Source organism: Marinobacter sp. DS40M6, assembly GCF_028581595.1.
Classification (GTDB): domain Bacteria; phylum Pseudomonadota; class Gammaproteobacteria; order Pseudomonadales; family Oleiphilaceae; genus Marinobacter; species Marinobacter salarius.
Genome location: NZ_JAFCAE010000004.1, coordinates 344,333 through 370,312, shown reverse-complemented (window position 1 = coordinate 370,312; position 25,980 = coordinate 344,333). Strand labels below are relative to the sequence as shown.

Here is a 25,980-nt window from a genome sequence, read left to right as displayed (position 1 = left end):
CCTCCATGAACTGGCGAGCATTATCAGCGGCAGGCCCGAAAACGCTGTACCCCGTGCATCGATTGCACGGGGTTATCCTCCTGCTGCTCCTTATCTTTACGCTTCTTCTGGGTATGGGAAACTCACTCCACTCGCGCATGCTGTGGGTGGGGGAGCAGACCTGGCCGAACTACTACCTGCTGGACCCGGACGCCACGGAGCCGACCTGCACGTTGTCCATGGATGTGGATGCAGAGGTCAGGAAACGTGTCGAGGCCTACGAGCCAGATCCGGACGATCTTTTCAGCTCGCCGCCGGACCCGGATGCGATCCGCAAGTCCCTGGAAAAAAACCTGGCACTCTGCCAGCAGAAGCATCGCCTCTATGAAGAAAACCAGGAGCATGCCACCGAGGCGTTGGCAGTTTACAAGGCGGTTGAACAGGGCTTTGCGGATTTCCTGCTGGATAATATCGAGCTCACCAAGTTCCTGTTTATCGCCATGTTTGCCATGGCTGCGGCGATTTCGGCCTTCGACGCCGATCACATAGCCCTGCGATTGCCGCGCAACCGGTCAGAGTGGCGTCTGAGCCAGGGCATGCAGTTTGTGGTCAATGGCCTGATGGTGTACTCCCTGTTCTCTTACGTGGGCAAGTTATCCTCTTCGCCGGGCTCGGAAGGCACCGCTTTGCTGCAATACGCCTGGGCGGCAGTCTTCGGGCTGTTCATGGTGATCAACCTGATGCGGTTTGTGTCGGTGCCGTCTCGAATGAGGCCGGGATCACTGGCGGCGTCCTCCGGCCTGGTACTGCCGCTGTATTGCGCAATGGGCCTGATCGCGATGAGTTATTTCTTCTTCGTGGACGGCTACTCGTCCGGCCTGGCGATCTATTTCGGTATGATGACCAACCTGTCATCGATGTTTATCAACATCGGGCTCTATGTGCTTGTGGGCATGGCGCTGAAGCAGACTCGCATTCCGGACCTGCTGTTGAACGTCATCAAACCTTACCATCTGCCCGCGCCCATGCTGGCCTCGGTGATGATATTCGCGACCGCTTTTCCCACTGCGTTTACTGGCGCCTCGGGGATTTTCATCCTGGCCGTGGGTGGTGTCGTCTACGATGAAATGCGCAAGAGTGGAGCAGGGCGACAGCTATCGCTGGCTACCACGGCCATGTCCGGCAGCTTGGGGGTGGTTCTTAATCCCTGTTTGCTGATCGTGGTTGTGGCGGCGCTGAACAAGGAAGTGACCACCTCCGAAATGTACGGCTGGGGTTTCTGGGTGTTTATTATGTCGGCCACTCTGTTCTCTGTGGTTGTCTGTAAAACCCAGGGCAACTGGAAGCCTCGCCCGGCTCCAGGGGCATTCCGTAAATCGCTGGCGCAGCTTCGCCCCCTGGTGCCTTATGCCATCGTTACCGCGGTGGTTATCCTGGCCATCTGGGTCATTCTCGGTTTGGGATTCAATGAGTACAGCGCGCCGATGATCCTGCCGCTGGTGATGCTGGCGCTGGTCTATCTCGATTCGGGCAAGGATCCCAACGAACAGGGCCAATCCCGGGTGCGTGCTTTTTGTATGCGCACAACGGCGGCCGCCAGTGACTCTGCCGTACACATCGGCGCACTGCTGGCGCTGATTGGTTTCTCTATCTGTCTCGGGGGCATCCTGGAACGTTCCGATGTGGTGCACGCATTGTTCCCGGAAAACCTGACCAGCCCCTGGATCGCCATGTTGGTGATTGTGGTTATGCTCACCATTATCGGCATGGTGATGGACCCGTTCGGCGCGGTCATCCTGGTGTCGGCCACCATCGCGCAGCCCGCCATCCAGTTGGGTATCGACCCGCTGCACTTCTGGATCGTGTGCCTGGTGGCGTTTGAACTGGGCTACCTGAGCCCGCCGGTGGCACTGAACCATCTGCTGACACGGCAGGTGGTAGGTGAAACCGAGGTGTTGGCCGCTGAGCGCACGGGTTCGTTCTGGCATCGCTATGAGAGACTGTTGTTGCCACTGGTGGTGATGGGACCGACATTGCTGACGGCGGCGTTCGTGCCTCTGTTTTTCTACGCACTGTAGATATAGAGCCTCGGAGACACCGACGCGAAACCGCCTGTGGGGTAACCTGCAGGCGGTTTTTTGCATCTGATTATGGGTTTGGAACGTAATCGGTTTCATAGGCGTTTAATGAGTACCATACTGAAAGCATATGGTGTCGTTCTCGCACTTCTAAGTTGTCGTCCTTGTGAGCCCATTATGATTCGGACTGTTCCTGTTACTGCTGGTTTGATCTCGTTTACATTGCTGTTCGCAGGCTGCGGCGGTGGTGGATCCGGTGGTAGCAGTGAGGCGCAACCCGATCTGAGTGGGGTGATTGACATCGAGAGCGGTACACGGGTGGACTCCGATACCGCAGATGATCGTCGTGTTGACCTTGCCACCGCCAATAACACGGCCGTGTCTGCCCAGACTCTGCCGCCGGGCGCAACGGTGGGTGGCTATCTGAGTTCTGGCTCCGATACCTACGCAAATTTTTTCCAGTACTTTGAAGATGCCGTTGATGTCTACGCCGTAGACCTGTCACCCGGAGACCGCGTCTCTTTTCAGGTGTTCAGTTCTCCGGAGGATCTCCTGCCCGCTGGCGCAGCGGCGCCGGAGCGTTCTCTTCGGATACTGAAACAGCAGGCGGGAACCGTTGTGGAAGTGGCGTCTCAGTCTGCTTCGGGTGATCTGCGACCGCTGGTCGAGGTGCTCGACGACACTTTCGAGCCCGGCTCTTACCTGGTGGAAGTCAGTACCACCAGCGGTATTCCATTTCGGTACGTGCTGTCGCTGGCAGGTGAGGGAACAGCCAGCGTGATGAACACCAGCTACTCGACGCCGCCATTCATGATTGATGAAGCCGTAGTCACCCTCGCGCCAGCCTCGGGGAACCAGCCAGTGATCGCAGCGATGGCGACGTCACAGCGCAGGGAACTGGGTCGAGGTGCCTGGCTGTTGCGCCGTGACCGGCCACGAAACCTGGCAACCATGTCGTCCGGGCAGCGAGAAAGTGCGCGTCAGGAAACCCTGGAATGGGTCAGGGAGTTGCAGCAACAGCCCGGTGTGACATCGGCGGAGCCGAACTACCTCTATTCCTCCCAACAAGTGTCCCCGGACAATGATCCACTCTACAGTCGCCAATGGAGTCTGCCGCTGATTCAAACGCCGTTGGCCTGGCAGGCCGCACCGAGTGCGGGTGCAGATATTGGTATCGCGGTCATGGATACCGGCGTATTCCGCTCGCCACCGACGGCGACGGGCGACTGGCATCCGGACTTGAGCGCCAATGTGCAACTGATCCCAGGGCAGATCATGGATTACGTATCGGGTGATCTGGATATTGATCGGGAGGACAGTGGCCAACGTGACACAAACCCCGCCGACCCGGGTGACGGCAAGGCCCGGAGCAGTAATTTCCACGGAACCCATGTGGCAGGTATTGCCGCTGCCGTTGATAACACCCAGGGTGTCGTCGGGGTTTCGCCGGGGGCCACTATCTATCCGGTACGGGTGCTCGGGCGTGACGGTGTAGGGTCGTCCGCTGACCTGATTGACGCCCTGAACTGGGCAGCCGGCCGGAATGAAATAGATGTGATTAATCTCAGTCTCGGTGGGCTTGGCCCAAGCAACGCGCTCAAGCAGGCGATCGACGCCGCCTGGAATGGTGGCAACGGCAAACTGATTGTTGCCGCTGCTGGCAACCAGGGCACGGACGAGCCTACCTACCCCGCTGCCTATCCCAACGTTGTCGGAGTGGGGGCTGTAGACGGCGGAAGTGTGCGTGCCTCGTATTCCAACGTTGGCCAGTCCGTCGACGTGGTTGCTCCGGGTGGTGATGCAAGCAGGGATGCCAATCAGGACGGTACGGCCGATGTCATTGTCAGCGCCTGGGGGCGCGACGATACGGGCTCATTCGAGCCGGGATACGCTGGCCTGCAGGGCACCTCAATGGCGGCACCTCATGTGGCGGGCGTTTACGCCCTGATGAAGGCGGAAGTGCCGACCCTTACCCCTGCCGGATTTCAGAGTTTCCTGGTAAATGGTGACCTTACGGACGATGTGGGGCCCGCGTTTGAATACGGAGCGGGGCAGATCAACGCACTGGCAGCGATGGATGCGGCGCTGGACGGCAATTTCCCAATCACTCTTGGTTCCTCGCCCACCGCTATACAGTTCAATGCTGCGGTGCTTAGTGAACAGCTGGTATTTTCGACCTACCCCGAAGGGGAGAGCGTCACCATCACAGACGTGGACCCTGGTGCGCCATGGCTTGATGTGAGTGAACCCAGCGATGCGCGACCGTTGTCACTGACAGTGACCGCAGACCCTACGCAACTGGGGGGTGACGGGCGCTACATGGCAACGCTGGTGATTACCTATCAAGCAGACGGCGCACCTGCTGCAACGCTTATGATTCCGGTATCTCTCAGCCTGGGTAGTTCATCGGATGAACGGAACGCAGGCCGACACTATGTATTGCTGGTCAGTGCGGACGACGAGCGCGATACTCTTGAGCAGGCCGTTGTCTCCGCCTCCCGGGGGCGGTACGAATTTGCGTTTGACGAGGTTGAGGCCGGTGAGTATTTCCTGGTTGCCGGCAGCGACATGGACAACAACGGGCTGATTTGTGAAAACGGCGAGGCCTGTGCCGAATATCCGGTCAATGGGTTACCTGAAAAAATCGTTATTGGCGAAGAACCGGTAGGCGGGGTAAGGTTGAGTACCAGTTTTCGTCGGCCCACCATTACCTCCCTGGGTCTGCCCAGAGTGGGCTTTGAGGGGTATCGCCTGAGATCAGGCCCGAAGTCAAAAACTGGCGGTGAGCCGATCCGCAACGTGGAGAATACCCGTTGACCTACCGTTTTACGCTGCTACCACTCTGTGTACTCGTGCTCAGTCTGATCACAGGCTGTGCGATCAATCGCTCGGCGACCGCTGATGGTGCGCCTCTGGCGAGACAGGTCACTGAGTCCGATCACTGTGGGCTCACGGCGCCGGGACTGGTCTATGTGTCCAGTGCCGGAGATCTGGACAAGCTTGCCCAACTGCCCTCCGGAAACCTGGCGCTGAGCATGCTTCGCGCCATTGATTTCAATGAGGAACATCTGGTGTTGGTGGGGCTGGGGCAGAAAACCACTGGCGGCTACGGCCTGACACTGACGTCATCCGAGATCGTAGACGATGTTCTGGAGTTGGCGGTCAAGGTCAGGCGGCCGGCGGCAGACGCCATGGTAACCCAGGCGTTGACCACACCCTGTGCAGTGATCGCCATCAGCCCCGAAGAGTGGGAGCAGTTGCGGGTGTCCGGGGAAGGCCTCGGGCGTTTCTCGCGACAGCGTTAACGGCGCCGGGGCCGTGCTGATCCACACCAGCACAAAACAACCGTTGATCTTTCCCTGCGAATCCCTAAGCTATGGGCCAGTTTTATAACAAACCCGTGGAGTCGCTTCCTTCCCATGAGCCAGAAACAGTACAACGCCGATGCCATTGAAGTTCTGAGTGGTCTGGACCCTGTCCGCAAACGCCCAGGCATGTACACCGATACCAGTCGGCCCAACCATCTGGCTCAGGAAGTCATTGATAACAGTGTCGACGAAGCGCTGGCGGGGCACGCCCGCAGGATCGATGTCGTCCTGCACAGCGATGGTTCCCTGAGCGTGGAAGACGACGGCCGCGGGATGCCGGTCGACATGCACAAGGAACATGGGGTTCCGGGTGTGGAGCTGATTCTGACCCGCCTCCACGCCGGCGGTAAATTCTCCCAGGGTAACTACAACTTTTCCGGTGGCCTGCATGGGGTAGGTGTCTCGGTGGTCAACGCCCTGTCGACGCTCCTTGAGGTTTCCATCAAGCGTGATGGGCAACTGCACCGGATGACCTTCGCCAACGGCCACAAGAAGACGGAACTAACAGTTGTCGACTCTGTGGGCAAGCGGAACACCGGTACCCGATTGAAGTTCACCCCGGACCCAAGCTACTTCGACAGCCCGAAATTTTCCGTCAGCCGTTTGCGCCACAACCTGCGCGCCAAGGCCGTTCTCTGTCCCGGCCTGAACGTCACTTTCCTGCAGGAACACACCGGTGATAAAGATGAATGGTGCTACGAGGGCGGTTTGCGGGACTACCTGCGCACCGAGCTTGCCGACATCGAAGCCGTACCGCTGGAGCCGTTCACGGGCAGCTTTTCCGGCAACAAGGAAGCGGTGGACTGGGCGTTCCAGTGGTTGCCGGAAGGTGGCGAAGCGGTTATGGAGAGTTACGTTAACCTGATTCCGACCGCCCAGGGCGGCACCCACGTGAACGGCCTGCGTACCGGCCTGCTGGAGGCCATGAGGGAGTTCTGTGAGTTCCGTAACCTGTTGCCCCGGGGCGTCAAGTTGTCTCCTGAAGACATCTGGGAACGCTGCGCCTATGTGTTGTCCTTCAAGATGCAGGAACCCCAGTTTTCCGGCCAGACAAAGGAACGGTTGTCCTCCCGGGAAGCTGCCGCGTTTATTTCCGGTGTGGTGAAGGACGCGTTCAGCTTGTGGCTGAATCAGCATACGGACATTGCTGAAGCACTCGCTGAATTGTTCATCAGCAATGCCCAGCGTCGTCTCAGGGCCAGCAAGAAAGTGGCCCGCAAAAAGGTCACATCCGGTCCGGCTTTGCCCGGAAAACTGGCGGATTGTTCCGGCAGCGACACCAACCGCTCGGAACTCTTTCTGGTTGAGGGTGACTCCGCCGGCGGCTCCGCGAAACAGGCTCGTGACCGTGAATTTCAGGCGGTCATGCCCCTGCGAGGCAAGATCCTCAACACCTGGGAAGTGGACTCCAGCGAAATTCTTGCTTCCCAGGAAGTCCATGACATTGCCGTTGCCATTGGGGTAGATCCTGGCTCCGACAAACTGGAAGGCCTGCGTTACAACAAGATCTGCATCCTGGCGGACGCTGACTCCGATGGCCTACACATCGCCACCCTGTTGTGCGCGTTGTTCGTCAAGCATTTCCGACCGGTGGTTGCTGCCGGCCACGTATTTGTTGCCATGCCCCCGCTGTATCGTGTTGATTTGGGAAAGGAAACTTTTTACGCCCTTGATGAGCACGAAAAGCAGGGCATTATCGACCGGCTGGCGGCCGAAAACCGTCGCGGCAAGATTTCCGTTACCCGTTTCAAGGGCCTGGGCGAGATGAATCCGCTCCAGTTGCGGGAGACGACAATGGCGCCGGATACCCGCCGGCTGGTGATGCTGACCATTGAAGACGGCGACGATACCGACAGCCGCATGGACATGCTGCTGGGTAAAAAGCGGGCGTCTGACCGCCGCACCTGGCTGGAGACTTACGGAAATATGGCGGATATCGAAGTCTGAATCGTCCTATATTTCTTCTGGTGCTTTAAACAGCATCCTTTATTCTTTCTAAGTATTCGGCAAACTCGTTATCCTGCCCCTTTTATCCAAAGGACCACCAGATGGATTGGCAGGGCTGGTTTGCATTAAGCCTTACGGGTGTGGCGTTATTATTGATGAGTGTCGGGCGGTTCGGCCCGCATCTCGTCATGCTGGGTGTACTCATCGTTCTCAGTGCCAGCGGCATTATCAGTGCCGATCAGGCCCTTGCCGGATTCAGTAACAGTGGATTGATCACGGTGGTTGCCATGTTCGTGGTGGCGGCGGGCATTCACCATTCCGGTGGAGTAGACCTGGTTGTCCATCACCTGCTCAGGTCACCTCGTACGGTGCGCTCGGCCCAGGCCCGCATCGCATTCCCTGTCGCGTTGCTGAGCGGCTTCCTCAACAACACCCCGGTAGTGGCCACCATGATTCCCGCGGTCCATGCCTGGTCCCGCAAGATTGGCATATCACCCTCGAAACTGATGATCCCCCTGAGTTACTCCGCCATTCTGGGTGGTACCCTCACCCTGATTGGCACCAGCACCAACCTGGTGGTCAATGGCCAGTACCAGCAATTGACCGGGGAGGGCGGTTTCTCGATTTTTTCCATCACCGCCGTTGGGTTGCCGGTTGCTGTGATCGGCTTGGCTGTCATGCTTCTGGTGTTACCGAGGGCGCTTCCGGATCGTAAGGACCAGCAGAAGTTCGGTTCCATGCGGGAGTTCACCCTGGAGGTGGCAGTTGCCTTTGATGGGCCGTTGGTGGGCAAGAGTGTCGGAGAGGCCGGGCTGCGTGAGTTGGAGAGGCTGTACCTCGTCGAGATTGAGCGGGATGGCAGCGTTGTTACGGCGGTACCTTCGGAAGAACGCCTTCGAGGCGGTGACCGGTTGGTCTTTGCTGGCGATACCCAGGCTATTTCCGATCTGCTGCGAATCAACGGTATTGTCCCTTCGGTACACGATGATGAGCCAAGCCTGAGTAAAGACCGGGCAGAGCGCCGGCTGGTTGAAGCCGCGCTGTCCCCGCAGTCGGAAGTGCTGGGTCTGACCATCCGGGATGCCCGTTTTCGGGATCGCTATGGCGCGGTGGTATTGGCAGTCGCCCGGGGTGGTGAGCGGGTGTCGGGCAATCTCGGCAATATTCGTCTGAAAACCGGCGACGTTCTGTTGCTGGAGGCACGTCCCGCTTTTGTCAGTCGTCAGCGATACGCCAAGGACTTCCTGCTGATCAACGACCTGGAAACCGAAACACCCCGCCATGACCGTGCCTATCTGTCCTGGGGCATCCTGCTGGTGCTCGTGGGCGCTGCCGCTTTTGGGGTATTGAGCATGCTGAACGCCGCACTGATGGGGGCGGCCCTGATGGTTCTTAGCGGTTGCTGTTCCGTCGGTCAGGCGCAGAAAGCGGTGGATGTACCAGTGATGCTTACAATTGCTGCGTCATTTGCCTTAGGGGCTGCGCTTCAGGAAACCGGGGCTGCAGGTTATGTTGCGACGGGCATTCTGGAGGTGAGCAGTGGTCACCCACTGCTGACCATCCTGCTGGTGTACTTCGCGGTATCGGTGCTGACCGAGGTCATTACCAACAACGCAGCCGCAGTGTTGGTACTACCCATTGTACTGTCAATGACAACGGCCCTGGGGATCGCGTCAGAGCCCTATGTTATCGCCGTGATGATGGCGGCATCCGCCAGTTTTGCCACACCACTGGGCTACCAGACCAATATGATGGTGTTTGGGCCAGGGGGATACCGGTTTATGGACTTCGTAAAAGTAGGCCTGCCGATGAACCTGTTTATCGGGCTGGTGACCGTCGGCGTGATCTCGGTGGTCTACGGGATCAGCCTTTCCTGAGGGCGGTTTCGGTAGGGTTGGCGAGAATGTCGCAGCAAAGAACCCTCAGCTCGCCCTTGTGGTAGTAACCGAGGGACAGGGTAACGCACATGTATGCGCCGGTAATACAGAGGTAGGGCGCGGTTATATGAACATGGCCTGGCTGGGCAATGGCCTGGCGTAGATACTGTTGGCGATACCAGTCGGCACTGGTGGTGCTTTCCAGCGGCCGGAATCGAGGGTCCAGGCCCCGGGCTGTGGCGTCCGATACCATGGTGTCATCAATTTGTACGCCGTTGGCATCGACCAGGTAACACCGCGACACCGCAGGATGATTCAGCAGGCTACTGCATGCCTCGTTCATCGGCATGCCCTGCGAGAGTGTGTCTACGGCACTACGAAAGAAATCCTCGAAGTAGGAAATCAGTTGCTGTGTTGGGTCTCTCGTTATCCGGTTTTTGCTCTTATAGTCTCTCAGTAACCCGTCCAGGTCCGTCACTTTGTGGGGAATGTCCGCCAGGGCAGTACTTGGCCTGCTGAAATAGAATCCCTGGACAAAATCAACGCCCGCGTCGATAGCAATCATTGCCTGGTCGTGAGTTTCCACGCCTTCAAGGAGCACTAGGCACCCAGACTGATGCAGCAAAGAGACGATGCCGTTGAGTATCTGTCTGGCCTTGTGGTCGTCTGTGGCCCGAGTCAGAAGCTTACGGTCCAGCTTCACGATATCCGGTGACAGGTTCCAGATGCGCTCAAAGTTGGAATGCCCAGCACCAAAGTCATCGATAGCGGTCAGGCAGCCCAGCTGTTGGTAGTAGGCAACGGTTTCACGCAGTCGTTCTGCATCGTCCGTTGGCTGCTCCACAATCTCCATCACGATGCGATGGGGAGGCAGGCCCGTTTTCTTCAACAGTTCGCCGAAAAAGCTGTCGGCACGGTTGCCAGCTGAAACCACACGGGGAGATACGTTCAGGAACAGCCAATTCAGCTGGTCCTGGAATCCGGAATAGTTGCTGATGTGCAGGTATCGGCAAAGGCGATCAAGCAGCAGGTTTTCGGCGTCAGAGCTCGGTAGCTCGAACAAATGAAGGGGTAATACCGCAGCATTATCGGTATCAAAGGCGCGAATCAGCGCTTCGTAGCCGACAACCCGTTTGTGGGAAATACTGAATATTGGCTGCAGCGCCGTTCGTAAAGTCAGGCCCTGGTAGTCGGCCGTCCATGATTCCCCCTCCCTGGTTAACATAGGCGACAGCACATCAACTTCCGGTGCGGTCATCTGCTCTGGGAGGGTTCGCGACATAGGCCTTTTCTGGTCCGGATAAACGAAAACATCGGGAAAGCCTGTGGCAGCCCGATCTGTTGATCCTGGTCGCATTTCGTTGACTTATAGGAAAGTAAATCAGTCAGCACGAACAGGATGGTCTAGATAGACAGAAGAGTGCCAAAAACAGCGGGTTATTACCACTATTTCATGTAAAAACAGGCAACGTCAGGCGGCAATGCGCAGGTGGGTGAGCAGGACCGGTGTCCGGCAGCTCCGGTGGGAGCTGCAGGGAATCAGTTGTTGCTGGGTACTGCGACGGATTCGTCGAATTCAAGTTCCATGTTTATTCCTCTCGTTCACTGAGTGACCCGAACCGGGTAAATGAAGTATGTAAAAAGTTTATCGTACCCATTGTTTTCCACAATCCGTAAAACCCGTATCAGACCAAAGGTATAAGGGATCGTACGTATGGGGTTGTTCATCAGAAAATCTGATCTTCGTCTCCAAAACATTTTGATTGGTTTTGTGCGGGGCTCTTCCTAAACTGTTGGGATCTTGTTTGGTATCGGGGAGTGGGACGTTAAGCGTCATGCAGGTACGCAATTCGAGCAGTAATTTTGGTGTGGTATCCGTAGCCATTCATTGGCTGGTGGCTGTAGCGGTGTTTGGCCTATTCGGGCTGGGTTACTGGATGGTGGATCTATCCTATTACGACGACTGGTATCGCACCGGCCCGGATATCCATAGAAGTATCGGTATATTGCTGCTGTTGGTCATGCTGTTTCGCCTGGTGTGGCGACTGTTCAATCCGCTGCCGCGTGCACTCCCGAGCCATAGCCGACTGGAAGTGTTGGCCGCTCATGGCGCACACTCTCTGCTCTATGTGCTGATTTTTGTTGCTATGGCCAGTGGGTATCTCATTTCGACGGCGGATGGGTCCTCAATAAGTGTGTTCAACTGGTTTGATGTGCCTTCGGTGACCGGCCAGATTAAGGGGATGGAGGACACCGCCGGGCTTGTCCATTACTGGTCTACCTGGGCACTTGTCGTGCTTGCCGGGGTACACGGTCTGGCTGCGGTTAAGCATCATCTGATTGACCGGGACGACACCCTTCGACGCATGTTGGGTTCAGGCCGCCGCCAATCGTAATTCAGACTATCGATTCAATCGTGCCTACGGGCTGTTTAAACAAGGAGATGAACATGAAAAAATTGCTGCTTGCATCTGCGGTTGCACTTGCGGTGTCTGGCGGAGCCCAGGCATCCGAGCACAGTGGAACCTATGCTTTTGATACCAAGGGTTCCCACCAGTTTATTACGTTCAAGATTTCCCATCTGGGCTATAGCTGGTTGTATGGTCGGTTCAACGATTTCGATGGTGAATTTGTCTACGATGCACAAAACCCGGCGAACAGTTCCGTTGAAGTTGCCGTGGACACATCCAGCGTTGATTCCAACCACGCCGAGCGTGACAAGCACCTGCGCTCGGAAGACTTCCTGTACGTTGACGAATTCCCTGAGGCCACGTTCAAGAGTAAAAGAGTGGTTGTGGACGATGAGGGCGAGGCCGATATCGTCGGTGACCTGACCCTGCGTGGTGTGACGAAAGAGGTCACCCTGGACGTGGAAATGCTCGGGCATGGTGACGATCCATGGGGTGGTTACCGCATGGGGTTTGAAGCTGAAACCGAATTCAAGTTGACGGACTTCGGTATCCCCATGGATCTGGGCAAGGCGTCTGAAACGGTTGAGATGATCATTTCTGTCGAAGGCATTCGCCAGTAAAAGCTTTCTAAATGCCGCCTTCAGGTTTTAGTCCGGAGGCGGCAATGCTCCTTCCTTCAAATTCACACCTTGAACCGGCCTGTCTGCTGCTCAAGTTCCCTGGCATAGCCATCCAGCGATTCGCTAATGCGGTCGATGCTGCCTGAGCGCGTCATGCTCTCTGACGCCAGATCATTGATTTCAGTCACGCTTCGGTTGATTTCGTCAATTACCTGGGTTTGTTCCTCGGTGGCTGAAGCCACGCTGGTGTTCATGTCGCTGATATCCGCCATGGATTCGAGGATGCCCTGAAGCTCCGCCTCCGCCTCCGTGGCCAGCTTTTCAGTTTCCACCGCTTCCTTGCTGCCGGTCTCCATCACCGCAACGATATCGGCAACGCCGGTCTGCAGGGCAGTGATCATGGCCTGGATATCTTCCGTGGATTGTTGGGTGCGCTTGGCCAGGGTGCGAACCTCATCGGCCACAACCGCAAACCCCCGTCCCTGTTCGCCGGCCCGGGCGGCCTCGATGGCGGCGTTGAGGGCGAGCAGATTGGTCTGGTCTGCAATCTCGCGGATAACATCCAGTACCGAGGTGATGTTCTCCGAGTCCTGTGACAGCTTGCGTATAACCTCCACCGCCTTGGAAATCTGCGCCGCCAGTCGCTGTACCTGGACGGAGGAGTTGCGAATGATGGTGGCCCCGTTGCGGCCTTTTTCCTGGGCGTGTTTGGTAATGTCGGCCGCACGTGATGCATTGCCCGCCACTTCTTCAATGGCGCTTTGCATCTCATTGATGGCCGTGGCGACCATGGAGATAGCATCTGTTTGCCGTGTTATCCCGTCGCTGTTGTCGCGCGCCGCACTGGACAGCTCGGATGCGCCCGAGCCAAGTTGCTTGCTGAGGTCCTGGATGGAGCCGATCATGGCCTGGAGGTTTTCCAGCACCTGATTAAAGCTCGTGGCCAGTTTGCCGAGGTCATCGTCCATTTCCACGGGAATGCGTTGTGTGAGGTCTCCTTCGCCCCGGGCAATGTTGTCAAGTTGCTTCCTTAGCACACCAACGGACGCAATAATCATCCGGAGGAACACGATAAACAGAAGAATGCCGGCTATGACAGCGCTGGCGGTGATGACCAGTATAAAGGCCGAGCTGGCAGCCCCCTCCTGAGATGCTTCGTTGGCTACAATCTGAGCCTGCTCATCGGCGTGAACCCCCACCTGGTCGTAGTAATCCCTGAGCTCACTGAACAGCGGGTTGCTTTGTTCAGTCAGTAGCCTGTGCCCCGCGGCGGGGTCTCCTGACTGTGCAGTCCGCATGGACTCTCGAGCGGTCTCCAGCCAGAGGTCATAGGTTTTGCGAAAACTCTCGGTTTTCTCGGAGATACCAGTGCCTTGCAGGCGTTCTATCGCTTTCTCCAGCCTCTCCAGTGCTTGGTCAGCGTTTTCCTCGAAGTCAGCCTGATGCTGGTCCGGAGATTCATTGTTCTCCGTTGCGCTGATAAAAGACATTTGCGCGACCAGGGCCTGATAAAGGTCTCGATCGCCGTTGAGCGCTTCGCTTACGGCGGGAAGATAACGTTCGGAGAGCGTATCTGTGTCGGATACCAGATTCCGTGCCGTCAAGACGCTAAAAAGACCGATGACGATCAAAGCGATGGCGGAAATTGCGAAAGGTAAAGCGATCTTGGCTCTCAGGCCTAAGGAATTCTTGAAATTCATCTTTCCTTCCTGCTTTTCTGAAGACGCGTTTAGTCAGGATAGCATCGGAAAGAAGGTTGTCAGTGTTAGCGGGTTGCTTATGAGGTGTGGTTGGCAGGAATACCCTTAAAGCGTATCAGGGGACTCCTGGGCCGATTGTCCGTTCCGGCAGAGATGGCGCTGGCGCCAGAACTGGGCAAAGAAAATAACCAGTCCGATGAGCAACCCCGCCCACAGGTAAGGGCCCGCCAGTTGGAAAGTGCCGGTTATGGCAAACTCCACCAAGAGCATCAGGGTAAGAGCAAGAACAGCGTTCACCATGGCCGTAATCAGCGCCTGCCCACAGGCTTTCAGGTTGGGTCTCATAGTTCTCCACTCGTGGATGTCGTGAAACGGATCATCGTTTACTGATGGCGAGCATACGGTGAGGGTTACACTCTCTCCATGCGGGAATTCCGCTATTGGAAAATCCACGGGGTGTTGGTGTATCCGTCCCCGCCTCCATATAATGTGCAGTCCCGGCTTAGGCCGGGATAACCAGCGGAATTCATATCAGGCAATAACAAAGGGGCATCCATGCCAGAGTTTCAGACCACGGATGAAGGCTTTGAGCGGGTTTCATTGCGGGACTACACCGAAAAGGCCTACCTCGACTACTCCATGTACGTCATTCTGGACAGGGCGTTGCCCAACGTCGGAGACGGACTGAAGCCGGTGCAGCGGCGTATTATCTACGCCATGTCCGAGCTTGGTTTGAAATCCACCTCAAAGTATAAGAAGTCTGCCCGTACGGTGGGCGATGTCCTGGGTAAATTTCACCCCCATGGCGACAGTGCCTGCTACGAAGCCATGGTGTTGATGGCTCAGCCGTTTTCCTATCGCTACCCACTGGTGGATGGCCAGGGCAACTGGGGCGCGCCTGACGACCCCAAATCTTTCGCGGCCATGCGTTATACAGAATCCCGTCTCGCGAAATTCGCGGATGTCCTTCTCAGCGAGCTGGGGCAGGGCACAGTGGACTGGGTGCCAAACTTTGATGGCACCATGGACGAGCCTTCAGTATTGCCCGCGAGGTTGCCTCACGTACTTTTGAACGGCACCACCGGTATTGCCGTGGGTATGGCAACGGACATCCCGCCGCACAATGTCCGGGAGGTGGCAGCGGCCTGTGTAAGGCTGCTTGACCAGCCGGAGGCCACCACCGATGACCTGTGTGAGCATGTCCAGGGACCAGATTTTCCCACCTACGCGGAGATCATTACGCCTCGCAAGGATATCCGCCAGATGTACGAGACCGGCCGGGGCTCGCTAAGAATGCGGGCGCGCTGGATTAATGAGAGTGGGGAAATCGTGGTGACCGACCTGCCTCATCAGGTCTCCGGGAACCGGGTGCTGGAGCAGATCGCCCAGCAGATGCAGACCAAAAAGCTGCCCATGGTCGCGGACCTGCGCGACGAATCCGACCATGAGAACCCGACCCGGCTGGTGATCGTTCCACGCTCCAATCGTGTGGATCAGGAAGGGCTGATGGCCCACCTGTTTGCCAGCACGGATCTGGAGAAAACCTATCGGGTGAATATCAACGTCATCGGCAATGACGGCCGCCCGGGCGTGAAGGGCCTGCGCGAAATGCTGACGGAGTGGCTCAGCTTCCGTCGCACCACCGTCACCCGGCGCCTGCAGCATAGGTTGGATAAGGTCCTGGCGCGTCTGCATATTCTTGAAGGCCTGTTGGTGGCCTATCTGAACATCGATGAAGTTATCGCGATTATCCGCTACGAAGATAAACCCAAAGCAGAGTTGATGTCCCGCTTCGGGCTGTCCGGAGAGCAGGCTGAAGCCATTCTTGAGTTGAAGTTGCGTCACCTGGCCAAGCTTGAGGAAATGAAAATCCGTGGCGAGCAGGACGAGCTGTCGGCTGAGCGGGATGAGCTGCAGGCGATTCTTGGCTCCGAGGACCGCCTGCGGGAGCTGATCAAGGACGAATTGCTGGCGGATGCGGAAACCTATGGGGATGATCGTCGTTCACCCATTGTCGAGCGCCGGGAAGCCAGGGCCTTCAGCGAAACCGAATTGGTTTCCAACGATCCGGTCACGGTTGTGCTGTCGGAGAAGGGCTGGGTCAGGGCGGCCAAAGGGCATGATATTGAGCCTGAGGGGCTTAGCTATAAGGCGGGTGACAGTTTTGCCATGGCTGCCAAGGGGCGTAATAACCAGCAGGCGGTATTCCTGGACTCCACGGGGCGGGCTTACTCCCTGGTCGCCCATACGTTTCCATCTGCGCGGGGGCAGGGCGAGCCTCTGAGTGGCCGTATCAATCCGCCGTCGGGGGCAACGTTCTCTGGGTTGCTGATGGGCGATCCAGCGCGGAAGGTGTTGTTGGTTACCGATGGCGGCTACGGATTCGTGACCTCCCTCAATGACATGATCAGCAAAAACCGCAACGGCAAGGCCGTGGTGTCGGTACCGAAAGGGGCGAAGATCATGTCGCCGGTGGTGGTTCCCGGCTCGGACAAGCCGCTTTATCTGGGTGCCATTTCCAATGAAGGACGGATGCTGGTGTTCCCGCTGAGCGAGCTGCCGGAGCTGGCCAAAGGCAAGGGCAACAAGATCATCAGCATTCCCTCGGCGCGGGTTCAGAACCGGGAAGAATATGTGGTGGCTGTTGCCGTTTTCGCTGAGGACGACCAATTGGAGATTCGTGCCGGCAAGCGCAAGATGGGGCTTCAGTTCAGCGATCTGGAGCACTACCTGGGCGAGCGTGGCCGCCGTGGCCATAAACTGCCTCGCGGGCTTCAGAGAGTGGATGCGATAGATGTGATTCAGTCAGCCAGCAATGCGGCAGGCGTTTCCGATGCAGACAGCGTTGCCAATGCAGAGGAGCAGCCTGACAGTGAGTGAACTGGTTCTGATTAACGTTTCGGGGCGCGACAAGCCGGGCCTGACGTCGGAGATAACCGGCATCATGGGGCAGTACGATGTGCGTATTCTGGATATCGGCCAGGCGGTGATCCACGACCACCTGACCTGGGGTATCCTGATCGAGATCCCCGATGAGTCCAAATCCTCACCGGTGATTCGCGACCTTCTGTTCCGACTGCATGCGCTGGATCTGCAGGTGCGTTTTGCGCCGATTACGATCGAGGAGTATCAGCAATGGGCGGAGGGACGTAACCGCGCCTGCTACATCGTCACGCTGCTGTCGCGGGATATCAAGGCCGAGCAAATTGCGCGGGTGTCTGCGATTACCGCCCGCCATGGCCTGAACATCGATAACATCAGCCGGCTTTCCGCCCGCCCGTCGCTGAATTCCTCCGAGAACCGCATTGCCTGTGTGGAATTTTCTGTCCGTGGCACACCATCTGATCTCGAACAGCTGCGCTCCGACTTCCTGCATATCGCCGGAGAGATGAACGTGGATATTGCCTTCCAGGAGGACTCCATCTTCCGCCGTAATCGACGGCTTGTCGTGTTCGATATGGATTCCACCCTGATCGACGCCGAAGTGATCGACGAACTGGCTTTGGAAGCCGGCGTTGGGGCGCAGGTGGCGGAGATCACCGAGCGAGCTATGCAGGGAGAGCTGGATTTCGGGCAGAGCTTTGCAGAGCGTCTGGCGCTTCTCCAGGGGTTGGATGAATCCGTGCTTGAGGGCATCGCCGCCCGCCTGAATCTAACCGAAGGTGCGGAACACCTGATACTGAGCCTGAAATCCCTGGGCTACCGTACGGCGATACTGTCTGGTGGCTTCACCTACTTTGCTCGCCATCTGCAGAAAAAACTCGGGATTGACTATGTGTACGCCAACGAGCTGGAAATTGAAAACGGCAAGGTGACGGGCAAGGTGTCGGGCCAGATTGTTGATGGCAAGCGCAAGGCGGAACTGCTTCAGGAAATTGCGGAACGCGAGCATATTTCACGGGAACAGGTCATTGCGGTGGGTGATGGTGCCAATGATCTGCCCATGCTAAGCCAGGCGGGGCTCGGGGTGGCTTTTCGGGCCAAGCCCCTGGTCAAGGAATCCGCACGGCATTCGATTTCGACGCTGGGGCTGGATGCGATCCTCTACCTGATCGGGTTCAGGGAAAGCGACAGTCTACAGGCCCGGGAAAGGTAGCAGAACGCGCGGCATGGGAGGGCTATGCCGCGCGATTCTTCAGTGGTCACCGAAGTCGTAGTTCATCTCCGGAACCGGGGCCTGCAGATAATAGCCCTGGATGTAGTTCACCCCAGCCTGCCACAGGGTTGCAAGCACGCTGGCGTTCTCGACCAGAGGCACGATGGTCAGCTTGCCTGCACTCTGCAGGCTCTTGACCATTTCCTTGACCTCTTCCTTGGCGTCGTCCTTCTTCTGAAGTTCTTCAGTAAAGGAACCGTCGATCTTCACGTAATCCACGTCGATATGCTTCAGGGTATTGAACGGATTCAGGGCGCACCCGAACTGGCAGATCGAGACCTTGCAGTGCAGCTCGTGAACCGCCTTGGCAAACTCTTTGGCCTGTTTCATGTAGTTGTTGGCATCACCTTCGCGTATCTGGAAGATCAGTGAGTCGCCCGGCAGGCGAGCCGCCTTCAGGGCCACACTCAGCCAGGGGGTAAAGGTTTTGTCTTCCAGGGTCTCTGCCGTCACGTTCAGGAACAGGCGGGTATCGTGCCCGCGCGATCGATGGCTGGAAAGCTGCTTGATGGTCTGCAGAATCACCCAGCGGTCAATCTTGATAGCCATCTCCGAGGGGCCAACGGGCGGCAGGAAGTCGTACGGTGAGACTTCCTCGTTGTCCTTGTTCAACATCCTGACGAAGGCCTCGTAGTGTTCTTCACCCTCGCCGCGTAGATTGATAATGGGTTGGAAAAGCAGCTTGAAGCGATTGTCATCCAGGGCTTTCTGGATGGCATCGACCGAGTTGCTTTCATCCATGGCCTCGTAATCTGCCGGGTTGTACACCAGAACGCCGTTGCCCTGCTCATGGCCCGGCTTTTTCTTCAGCTCCGATGAGGCGGTGTGGGCCCGGCCCATCAGGTCCGGTGCCTTGGGTGCATTCTCGGTAATCGCGGCAACGCCGATGCTGAGAGTCAGTTGTACCGTGCGGCCGTTGATGTCGAACAGATGGTCTTCGACCTTCTTGCGAATGGCTTCACATTGCTCCGCCATGATTTTCTCTTCGCACGGTTGGCACAGCAGGCAGAAGGCGTCGTCGCTGAGGCGGGCGAGGACCATATTCTCAGGCGCCTGCTCCTTCAGCAGGGTAGCCAGGTCGCCAAGCATCAGGTCGGCGCCGGCAATGCCCACCTGGCCTTTCAGGCTCATGAAGTTGTCCAGGGCGATATAGGCCAGTGCACCAGTCTTGTTGTCCTTGCCAGCCGTCGCAATCGTTTGGCCCAGGGCATCCATCAGGTATTGACGGTTGAACAGGCCGGTTAGCAGGTCCTGGCTGCTGATCTGACGAATCTTCTCTTCCAGCTCCGCGTCGCTGTGCTCTGGCTGGATCACGATCTGGGTGCAGGTCTCACCATCATACGTCGCTGCGGATACCGACATGGTGACGCTGAGTTCCTGGTCGTCACTGCGGCGGGCGACGCAGTTCATGGTCATGCCATCCTCACCACTATCGGCGAAGGATTTCATGAACTCCTTGTATTTTTCCTGGCTTTCCGGTGTCAGGGTGTCGAGCACAGGGATGCAGATCAGGTCGTCGATGTCGTCGTAGCCCAGGAACTCCATGTACGATTGGTTGGCGTAGATGTGCATGCCATCGTTAATGTAAGCGATGGCGTCCTTGGAACTTTCCAGCAGAAGCTGGCAGCGTTGTTCAGATTCCCGTAGGTGGGATTCGAGAGTCCTGCGACGCCGCCGATCCTCCAGGGCGCTCAGCTCCCGGTTAACCACCAGCACCAACTGATCCGTGTTCTCGAACGGAACCGTGTCCTGTCCACCGGCTTTCATAATGGAGACTGTGCGCTCGCGATTGAATTCGCCGGTCAGGAGAACGAACGGAATGTCCTTGTCCAGGCGCCGAATCATCGCCAGGGCGCCATCCGCGCCGAACTCCTGTTCAACATCGTCGCGCGCTAAAAGCAGGTCCCAGTTACCCGTTTTCAGGGTTTCTTCAAGGTCTTCCTCGGACGTGATGCGATGGGCTCGCGTGGCTTTGCCCGAGTTTCGGAGCAGGCTGACCAGGGTCTCGGCGTCGTTCTGGGACGGATCAAGGATGAGCAGGTGTACGGTTGCGTTCTTTTTCTGCATTTCGTCAGATGTCTCGTGATACACGTTGGCTGTGCCGACACCTGTCGTAGAACTCAGAGCACGGGGCCGGCTTTCACTAACGCTGAATGATGCAGGGGTTACCGGTTAATAACAACCCTTCGGGCGGGTTCATAAGCGTCCGTTCACAGTAACGGTGCGCTATAGCGAGGGCCATAGTGAGTCGAACTCGTCTTCACTGGTGCCTGCCTCCGGCGGATTGTCGCCGGCTGGCGTTACACTGGCGCTCTGAAGCTTGAGCTCAAACTGACTGACACTGCCGGTCGCTGAAATCTTGCGGGACAGTGTGCCCTGATCTTCCCGACCGTCATGAAGCAATGAAATCCGGCTGCCGGACTGGAACGGAAGTCGCGGTGTGATTAGGGTTGCTGCCTGGTTAACGACGCTGATTTCCGGTAGCAAGAGGCCGCGCAGGTACTCGCTGCTGTTGCCAATTTTCTGAATCAGTCTTACGCCGCATGGCGCCGCACTGGGGGCCAAAAGCTCAATGCCAACCTGTGTGCCCTGGTTGCGAACCTGTCTTATCCAGCGCACAACCGCTACGCTCCAGGGGTGGTTTGACTGCTCGCGGACGCCGAGAACCTCGCCCGCCTGAAGGGAGGAGGGGACGTTGGTCTCCCACGCGGCGCAGTATCCGCCGGGACTGGTGTTCACCAGCAGTGCATGGTGGCGCTTGGGTTTTCTTCGATCACTTTCACTGTCTGGTGTGGCGCCAATACTGTTACGGAAGTTGATTGGCGTATCTGCCGATTGCAATGGCTCGTCGTTGGGCCCGGCGTCATGGGCGCCGGCCCAGGCATCCTGTTTCTGCCGGGACGAGCGCAGGAACATGTTGTCGTCGCCGTTCTGGTTGTCGTTGCCGCTGACAAACTCGTTGAACGTTTTTTCGCCGGCCACGTAATAATGGGTTGCGGTCAGGCCTACGCATATCTCGAGCGTGCCCTGACTGGCAATGCGATTGAAGTTGCGCTTGGCAAGGATGCCGAGCGCCTGGCTCAGGTGAGTCAGAAGTGTGTCGCCAATGCGGGAGGGCAGCTCAAGTTCGCTGGATCCACCATCCCGTTTGTTGCGGGCGTGCAAGGCGTCCGTGATCTGTTCTGATAATTCCCGAGTGTCGAAGTTGTAGCAGTCGTTACCCGGCTTTTGTTCCAGCAGGCTGCGGTAGACCGGCGAGGTGTCCCGCTCCATGTTTACCACGAACAGGCTGTCGTTATCGGTTTCGGGCCCGCAGGAAACCAGGTGGGTCCAGTTCTCGAACAGCTCGTAAACCTGCGCCAACTCGCCTTGTCGGAGTTGATTGGGGCGGGCGCAGCCTAGCAGCAGGATGCGTTTGTAGCAGTCTTCCACGGAGCTTCCACGGCGATGGGTCAGAGTATCGTCGTCGACGGATAGCCCCTGAATCTTGTTGCGATGGGCGAATCGGAAAAGTCGATGACATTCCAGCCAACTTTGCGCAGGGCTTGGGCAATACAGTTGATGGGCCCTTACGATCGTAGCCGCCAACTCTGAGATGGCGCGGTGAATTGCTGTCGAGACCGCCTTGCGATTTTTGTCCAGGCCGCCGTTGTCCAGGAACTCAAGCACGCACAGTTTGTAGCCGCTGGCGGCATGGAGCTGGAGGGCTTGGGACAGATTGGCAACCTTGCGCTGTTTTTCCGGTAGTGCGACGGCCAAGCCAAGGTAGTGGCGAGACAGTTCGGAGCAGACGAAGTGAATCTTCGGGCGAATCAGTTCCAGCAGTTGCAGCCGCTGCTGAGGCGCGATAAACAGATGATTGAGCTCAATGATGGCGTGATAGAGTTGCCGGGAAGCTTCCCCAATATTCGCCATTGGTAACTGGTTTACCCAGTCCCTGAAGGCTTTGGGGGAAGTCTGGCAAAAAGAGAGACTTGCCGTCTTCTGTTCAGGAACGCGGAGATCGGGCTTCAGAATCATGCCTTCCATGCTATCACGCCAATTGTCTGGACCACGGTAGGTACTCCGGGTTGCACCACGAACTACAGGCGTATCTTGGTAACGCCTGCGTGTTTTAATCGGAAAACGCCGCGAATATCGGTTTTTATTGTTATCGCTTTCTGCACTGTAAAATAGCAAACGCACAACAAAAAGCGAGAAAAGCACGAGTTGACAATGTTTAACAAGTAAAATTGGGCCAACATTGCCAAATGGGTCACGCAAACAGGTCCAATGGTGTTTTCCCGGGCTGGCCCGGAATCTCCCTGACAAGCCTGGGTACCAGGAAACCTGGCAGCACTGTAATCAGTTGCCGTACCAGGTCCCGAGCCTTGTCGTCACTAACTTCGAAGTGGTGGGCGCCGGCCACTGGGTCGAAGGCGTGGAGGTAATAGGGCAGTACACCGCACTCGAACAATCGCTCGCTGAGTTCCGCTAGCACTCTGGCGTTGTCGTTCACGCCTTTCAATATCACGCTCTGGTTCAGCAATGTGACGCCTGCGGCTTTCAGTCGCCCGAGGGCCTGTTGCGTGTCGGCATCCAGTTCGGCGGGATGATTGACATGGATGACGACGACAGACTGCAGGCGTGAGCCCGAGAGCCACGCGATCAGCGAATCAGACACCCTCTGGGGGATGACGACGGGCAGTCGGGTATGGACTCTCAGCCTGCGGATGTGTGGGATGGCTGCCAGTGCCTCGGCCCAGGCCGACAGCAGCCGGTCATTCGCCACCAGCGGGTCGCCCCCGCTGAAAATCACTTCGTTTATGCGAGTATCGTCGGAGAGGGCCTTGAGGGCCTGCGACCGGTCCTCCGGCGACAGTCGGTGGTCCTCGTAGGGGAAGTGGCGGCGGAAGCAGTAGCGACAGTTGATGGCGCATTGCCCGGTCACCATTAACAGGGCGCGGCTATCGTACTTGCGAATCAGCCCGGTCGCTGGCATCGAGCCACTTTCCTGAAGTGGGTCGGAGACAAACCCGGGATAGGTGTCTGCTTCGGATGATAAAGGCAGCACCTGACGTAGCAGGGGGTCGTCGGGATCGCCCCTCGTGATTCGATTCAGATAGGGGTCGGGTACCCGTATGGGGAACAATCGGTGGCCTTCGTCCGCGCCATGGAGCCAAGCTGCCGGGTCAAGGTCAAGCCGGCGCAGGAGGGCATCCGGCGTAGTGACGGACTCCGAGAGCAGTCGCTGCCAGCTGTGATCAGCGTGATCGACGGGGCGGGCTTCTATACGGGTGGCGGTTCGCTGTATCATAGCCAGCTTCGAATTTCCAAAAGCATCGTTTCAGGTGATAATTTCATGGCTTCATATTCTACCAACGAATTCCGTGGCGGTCTTAAGGTTTTGCTGGACGGCGACCCCTGCATCATTCTCGAGAACGAATTCGTAAAGCCCGGCAAAGGGCAGGCATTCAACCGGGTAAAACTGCGTAACCTGATGACCAACCGGCAGTGGGAACGCACTTTCAAATCCGGCGAGAGCCTGGAAGCTGCTGACGTGATCGATCTGGAAATGGAGTACCTGTATACCGATGGCGAATTCTGGCACTTCATGAAAACCGACGGGTCTTTCGAGCAGTTTCCGGCGGATGCCAAGGCGGTTGGTGACTCGCTTAAATGGCTGAAAGAGCAGGATGTTTATACCGTAACACTCTATAACGGCGCGCCTCTGACAGTCTCCCCGCCCAACTTTGTCGAGTTGGAAGTGGTGGACACGGATCCGGGTATGAAAGGCGACACCGCCCAGGGTGGCTCCAAGCCGGCGACGCTTTCCACGGGTGCCGTTGTCAACGTGCCACTATTTATCACCATTGGTGAAGTGCTCAAGGTGGACACTCGCTCCGGTGAATACGTCAACCGGGTCAAAAACAGCTGATTGGAGCCCTGGTGACTGACTCCCTTCAGTGGCGGCCCTCGGCTTCACAGGTGGCTCTTAAAAGCCGCGCACAACAGTTTGCCTGGGTGCGTGGCTTTTTTGCGCAACGTGATGTGATGGAAGTCGAGACGCCCGTGCTTGGCCGGCATGGTGTTACTGATATCAATATTGACAGTATCTCCGCGAATCCCGCCTCGATCGGAGTCCGCCCAGCGGGCGGGTGGCTGCAGACATCCCCGGAATATCACATGAAACGGATGCTGGCGGCTGGATCCGGCCCTATTTATCAGATCGCCCGGGTGTTTCGCGACGGTGAGTTCGGGCGGCGACACAACCCTGAGTTTTCCCTGCTTGAATGGTACCGGCCCGGTTTTACGGATGTTGATCTGATGGAAGAGGTCTCCGAGTTGGTTTGTGGCTGGCTGGGTTGTGAGCCGCCACGCACCATGGATTATCGCGATGCGTTTGTCCGGTTCGCAGGTATTGATCCGTTTTTGGCCGGTAATGACGAGTTGTCAGAGCGTTGCGAACAATGGATGGAACCATCCCAGCTGGATGGCCTCTCTCGTGACGACTATCTGGATCTGCTGATGAGCTCTCAGGTGGAGCCGGCACTGGCGGGCGTTGGGCCGGTATTCGTGACCGGTTATCCGGAGTCCCAGGCTGCACTGGCCCGTGTGTCTGAACGGTCCGGGGTGCGGCAGGCTCATCGTTTCGAGCTCTACGTGGGCGGTGTGGAGCTGTGCAATGGCTACTGGGAACTGACCGATCCCGACGAGCAGAGGCGTCGGTTTGAGGCGGACAACCAGGCTCGCCGCAGAGTGGGAAAGCCCGAGATGCCCATCGACCAGGCGTTCATGGCGGCCCTGGAGTCGGGGGTGCCCGATTGTTCCGGAGTGGCCTTGGGCCTGGACCGCCTGTTGATGCTGAAGTTGGGGCTTGATGAGTTGGCCGGCGTTATTGCGTTCCCGGCTGACCGGTGTTGATGTCGCCGAAAGCTTCACCCATGCGCACCGTACCGCCTGCTACCTGATTGGCGTTCCATTTCACGGCGCCCTTGGGCATAACCATGATCACCGTTGAGCCCAGGCGGAACCGTCCCATTTCCTCGCCTTTTTCAAGCTGGATGGGTGTTTTGAGGCTGTCATAGCGACTCTCGGAAACCTCACCCCCGCCGGGTGCCACGACGCCAGCCCAGGTCGTCTCGACACTGCCCACGATCATTGCGCCGACCAGCACCAGGGCCATTGGGCCTGCGGGGGTGTCGAATAGACAGGCAACCCGCTCATTTCGGGCGAACAGGTTGGGCACGTTCTCCGCGGTGGTCGGGTTGACGGAAAACAGCTTGCCGGGAACGTACACCATTTCCCGGAGCGTGCCGGCCAGCGGCATATGAATGCGGTGATAGTCCTTAGGGGAGAGGTAGATGGTAGCGAATTCGCCATCGGTAAAGCTTGCCGCCCGCTCCTCATCGCCACCGAGCAGTTCGTTGAGGCTGAAGGACTGGCCCTTGGCCTGGAATACCCGATCATTGCTGACTTGACCCAGTTGGCTGATGGCGCCGTCAACGGGACTGACCAGAGTGCTTTCTCGCTCGTCCACGGGCCTCAGGCCGGGTTTCAGGGCGCGGGTAAAAAAGGCGTTGAAGCTTGCATAGGCCGCCGGGTCCGGTTCCAGCGCTTCGCTCATATTGACGCCATAGCGGCCGATGAACCACTTCACCACACGATCCTTTAGTCCGGGCATGCTTTCATTGTCCGCAAGTCGGCCCGCAAGGCGTGAAACCGCGAGTTGCGGCGTTATGTACTGGCTCATTACAAACAGCTTGTCGAACATTGGAAAGTGATCCTTGGCCCTCAAAGGCGCGAAGTTTAACAAATCGCGGGGTGTGTATAGAAATTGTTTCATATCTTCGCGGTTCGGTCCG

At 57.4% G+C, this 25,980-nt stretch carries 18 protein-coding genes; 11 read left to right on the top strand and 7 right to left on the bottom strand.

The genetic code is table 11. The features are described 5' to 3' along the window. The first annotated feature begins 5 nt into the window (after positions 1-5). From JJO78_RS12420 to JJO78_RS12400, 5 genes are all read left to right on the top strand, one after another. A complete protein-coding gene (locus JJO78_RS12420) occupies positions 6-2,057 on the top strand; it encodes a TRAP transporter large permease subunit (protein WP_085679765.1) in 2,052 nt (683 codons plus the stop codon). Positions 2,058-2,234: 177 nt separating this feature from the next. Beyond that, positions 2,235-4,874: a S8 family serine peptidase gene (locus JJO78_RS12415; RefSeq protein WP_159265610.1), complete on the top strand. Its 2,640-nt coding sequence runs from the start codon at positions 2,235-2,237 to the stop codon at positions 4,872-4,874. Then, positions 4,871-5,362 carry a protease complex subunit PrcB family protein gene (locus tag JJO78_RS12410; protein ID WP_075196546.1) on the top strand — a complete coding sequence of 164 codons (492 nt, stop codon included), beginning with the start codon at positions 4,871-4,873 and terminating at the stop codon, positions 5,360-5,362. The genes JJO78_RS12415 and JJO78_RS12410 overlap by 4 nt, the downstream gene beginning before the upstream one ends. Positions 5,363-5,476: 114 nt before the next feature. Then, complete coding sequence (parE, locus tag JJO78_RS12405; RefSeq protein WP_091640957.1) at positions 5,477-7,372, top strand: DNA topoisomerase IV subunit B; 1,896 nt, start codon at positions 5,477-5,479, stop codon at positions 7,370-7,372. A 101-nt stretch (positions 7,373-7,473) separates the two neighbouring features. After that, positions 7,474-9,249 (top strand): SLC13 family permease, encoded by a 1,776-nt coding sequence (locus tag JJO78_RS12400; protein ID WP_126811974.1) that lies wholly within the window; start codon positions 7,474-7,476, stop codon positions 9,247-9,249. Here the strand turns inward: JJO78_RS12400 and JJO78_RS12395 are convergent. Continuing rightward, positions 9,236-10,531 carry an EAL domain-containing protein gene (locus JJO78_RS12395; protein WP_036209674.1) on the bottom strand — a complete coding sequence of 432 codons (1,296 nt, stop codon included), beginning with the start codon at positions 10,529-10,531 and terminating at the stop codon, positions 9,236-9,238. The genes JJO78_RS12400 and JJO78_RS12395 overlap by 14 nt on opposite strands. A 553-nt stretch (positions 10,532-11,084) precedes the next feature. On the opposite strand from JJO78_RS12395, the gene JJO78_RS12390 reads away from it, so the two are divergent. Next, on the top strand, positions 11,085-11,645 hold the full coding sequence (locus JJO78_RS12390; RefSeq protein ID WP_036209677.1) for a cytochrome b: 561 nt from the start codon (positions 11,085-11,087) through the stop codon (positions 11,643-11,645). Between the two features lie 53 nt (positions 11,646-11,698). Continuing rightward, the gene (locus JJO78_RS12385) at positions 11,699-12,280 is read left to right on the top strand and encodes a YceI family protein (protein ID WP_036209679.1); all 582 of its coding nucleotides are present in this window, start codon (positions 11,699-11,701) and stop codon (positions 12,278-12,280) included. 62 nt (positions 12,281-12,342) lie between these two features. On the opposite strand, the gene JJO78_RS12380 is transcribed toward JJO78_RS12385, so the two are convergent. Together JJO78_RS12380 and JJO78_RS12375 are read right to left on the bottom strand one after the other, a co-directional pair. Continuing rightward, entirely contained in the window at positions 12,343-13,980 is a 1,638-nt protein-coding gene (locus tag JJO78_RS12380; RefSeq protein WP_151982682.1) for a methyl-accepting chemotaxis protein, read from the bottom strand. A gap of 105 nt (positions 13,981-14,085) precedes the next feature. After that, complete coding sequence (locus JJO78_RS12375; RefSeq protein ID WP_036209682.1) at positions 14,086-14,325, bottom strand: hypothetical protein; 240 nt, start codon at positions 14,323-14,325, stop codon at positions 14,086-14,088. Positions 14,326-14,535: 210 nt separating this feature from the next. Between JJO78_RS12375 and parC the strand changes: the two genes are divergently transcribed. Together parC and serB are read left to right on the top strand one after the other, a co-directional pair. Continuing rightward, positions 14,536-16,860, top strand: coding sequence for a DNA topoisomerase IV subunit A (parC, locus tag JJO78_RS12370; RefSeq protein ID WP_036209686.1), 2,325 nt, complete (start codon positions 14,536-14,538; stop codon positions 16,858-16,860). Then, on the top strand, positions 16,853-18,076 hold the full coding sequence (serB, locus tag JJO78_RS12365) for a phosphoserine phosphatase SerB (RefSeq protein ID WP_036209688.1): 1,224 nt from the start codon (positions 16,853-16,855) through the stop codon (positions 18,074-18,076). Before parC ends, serB begins: the two co-directional genes overlap by 8 nt. Positions 18,077-18,115: 39 nt before the next feature. Here serB and JJO78_RS12360 read toward each other — a convergent pair whose 3' ends face one another. The 3 genes from JJO78_RS12360 to epmB form a co-directional block, all read right to left on the bottom strand. After that, positions 18,116-20,203, bottom strand: coding sequence for an EAL domain-containing response regulator (locus JJO78_RS12360; protein ID WP_075196572.1), 2,088 nt, complete (start codon positions 20,201-20,203; stop codon positions 18,116-18,118). A gap of 159 nt (positions 20,204-20,362) precedes the next feature. After that, positions 20,363-22,165 (bottom strand): GTPase, encoded by a 1,803-nt coding sequence (locus JJO78_RS12355; protein WP_151982680.1) that lies wholly within the window; start codon positions 22,163-22,165, stop codon positions 20,363-20,365. A 226-nt stretch (positions 22,166-22,391) separates the two neighbouring features. After that, the gene (gene epmB, locus JJO78_RS12350) at positions 22,392-23,432 is read right to left on the bottom strand and encodes an EF-P beta-lysylation protein EpmB (protein ID WP_151982678.1); all 1,041 of its coding nucleotides are present in this window, start codon (positions 23,430-23,432) and stop codon (positions 22,392-22,394) included. Between the two features lie 45 nt (positions 23,433-23,477). Here epmB and efp point away from each other — a divergent pair, with 45 nt between their 5' ends. Continuing rightward, positions 23,478-24,053 (top strand): elongation factor P, encoded by a 576-nt coding sequence (efp, locus tag JJO78_RS12345; protein WP_036209698.1) that lies wholly within the window; start codon positions 23,478-23,480, stop codon positions 24,051-24,053. Between the two features lie 11 nt (positions 24,054-24,064). Then, positions 24,065-25,039: an EF-P lysine aminoacylase EpmA gene (epmA, locus tag JJO78_RS12340; protein WP_127401724.1), complete on the top strand. Its 975-nt coding sequence runs from the start codon at positions 24,065-24,067 to the stop codon at positions 25,037-25,039. Here epmA and asd read toward each other — a convergent pair. Beyond that, entirely contained in the window at positions 25,011-25,889 is an 879-nt protein-coding gene (gene asd / locus JJO78_RS12335) for an archaetidylserine decarboxylase (RefSeq protein WP_127401723.1), read from the bottom strand. The two genes, epmA and asd, sit on opposite strands and share 29 nt — an antisense overlap. Positions 25,890-25,980 lie beyond the last annotated feature (91 nt).